Source organism: Novosphingobium anseongense, from assembly GCF_037482895.1.
In the GTDB taxonomy this organism is placed as follows: Bacteria; Pseudomonadota; Alphaproteobacteria; order Sphingomonadales; family Sphingomonadaceae; genus Novosphingobium; species Novosphingobium anseongense.
This window is the reverse complement of record NZ_JBBHJZ010000016.1, coordinates 1-1773: the sequence shown is the minus strand read 5'-3', so window position 1 is coordinate 1773 and position 1773 is coordinate 1. Positions and strand designations below refer to the sequence as shown.

General features: G+C 66.8%; 2 protein-coding genes. Both read left to right on the top strand.

Features of this window, described 5'->3' with window-relative positions:
- Nucleotides 1–70: 70 nt before the first annotated feature.
- The gene (locus WG901_RS23740; RefSeq protein WP_339589618.1) at nt 71–631 is read left to right on the top strand and encodes a curli assembly protein CsgF; all 561 of its coding nucleotides are present in this window, start codon (nt 71–73) and stop codon (nt 629–631) included.
- Between the two features lie 22 nt (nt 632–653).
- Complete coding sequence (locus WG901_RS23735) at nt 654–1673, top strand: CsgG/HfaB family protein (RefSeq protein WP_339589617.1); 1020 nt, start codon at nt 654–656, stop codon at nt 1671–1673.
- Nucleotides 1674–1773: the final 100 nt, after the last annotated feature.

Sequence of the window (1773 nt, the reverse complement as noted above, 5' to 3'; positions counted from 1 at the left end):
CGTTAATGGTGAAAACACCGGTAACGAATCGCCATACAGTCGGGTTTCGAGAGCTAAGGGGGTTACCATAATGAAGCAGGTGAGGTTGGTCGCCATGAGCGCGGCGGCATTGGCCGCAGTCTCGATGGCAAGCGCGGCTTCGGCCCAGGAGCTGAAGTTCCAGTTCATCAACCCGTCGTTCGGCGGCAATCCGTTCAACTCGGATCACCTGCTGGCGATCGCCACGGCGCAGCGTCCGGATCGTCCGGCCAGCGAAGACGGCACGACCGGTGAGCTGACCGAGGCGCAGCTGTTCGCCCGCCAGATCCAGAGCCGCCTGCTTTCGGCCCTGTCGTCCTCCGTGGTCGAGGCGATCACCGGTTCGAGCCCCGGCACCACCGGCGAGTTCACCGTGGGCGACCAGAAGATTTCGTTCGAACGCACGCTCAGCGAGATCAAGCTGACGATCTTCGACAACACCACGGGTGAGAACACGGTGATCTCGGTTCCCGTGCTCAACTTCAGCAACCCGACTGCCGCGGCCGCCCTGTCGGCCAGCACGTCGGCCGAAAGCTCGCTCATGGGGGCATCGTCGCTGACCGGCATCTCGTCGGTCGAGGGTTCACTGCTGACCGGCCTGACCGGCCAGTAAACGGGAATTGGGGGGTACCATTATGAACAAGACCGCAATTCTCGCGCTGATGTCGTGTGCGTCGCTCGCGCTCGGTGGCTGTGCCGCCGCGCAGAAGTCGCTGATCGCCACCGCCAGCGAAGCACCGCAGCTCGCCAAGGTCACGTCGAGCCAGCGCGACCTCATCTATCTGCCGCCGCCGCCGGCGCCGGTGCCCATCGCCGTCTACTCGTTCACCGACCAGACCGGCCAGCTCAAGCCCTCGGAAAACATCCAGAGCCTGTCGCGCGCCGTCACCCAGGGCGGCACCTCGATCCTGATCAAGGCGCTGCGCGATGCCGGCAACGGCAACTGGTTCACGGTCGTCGAGCGCGAGCGTCTCGACAACCTGCTCAAGGAGCGCCAGATCATCCGCGAGATGCGGCAGCGCTACCTCGGTGAGCCCGAGACGCCGTCGAACGTCCTGCCCTCGCTGCTCTTCGCGGGCATCCTGCTCGAAGGCGGCATCGTCGGCTACGACAGCAACACGCAGACCGGCGGCCTCGGTGCCCGCTTCCTCGGCATCGGCGGCAACATGCAGTGGCGCCAGAACACCGTCACGATCTCGCTCCGCGCGATCTCGGTGAAGACCGGCGAAGTCCTCGGCAACGTGACGACCAGCAAGACGGTCGCCTCGGTCGCGGTCAACGCCAACATCTTCAAGTTCGTCGCCTTCGACGAGCTGGCCGAAGGCGAAGTCGGCATCTCGGCGAACGAGCCGATGCAGATCGCCACTCAGGCGGCCATCGAGAAGGCGGTCTACGCGCTGGTGCTCGAAGGCGCCCAGCCCGGTGCCCGCCAGCTCTGGAACTTCGCCGACCGCACCGCGGGCGACAAGCTCCTTGGCGAATACCAGGACGAGAAGGCCCGCGCGCTGAGCCAGGCCTGGCGCGATGCGGCTCCGGCCGACCGCCGCCGCGAACGCAACCGCAAGCAGGCCCGCACCCTGACGCCGCCGACCAGCGTCCAGACCGTGCGTCCCGCCACCGCCCAGGCTTCGGTGCCGAAGGCGGCCCGCCCGTAAGGGCAAACGAATTCCGCACGGCCCGGTCGCGGCCGTGCGGTCCACCAACTCGGTCCCGGCCATCGGGGGAGTGCGACCAGTGCACCAGGGGGCAGCCACA

Coding starts and splice junctions, on each gene's coding strand:
- WG901_RS23740 (WP_339589618.1), top strand. CDS start 71: ATGAAGCAGGTGAGGTTGGTCGCCATGAGCGCGGCGGCATTGGCCGCA.
- WG901_RS23735 (WP_339589617.1), top strand. CDS start 654: ATGAACAAGACCGCAATTCTCGCGCTGATGTCGTGTGCGTCGCTCGCG.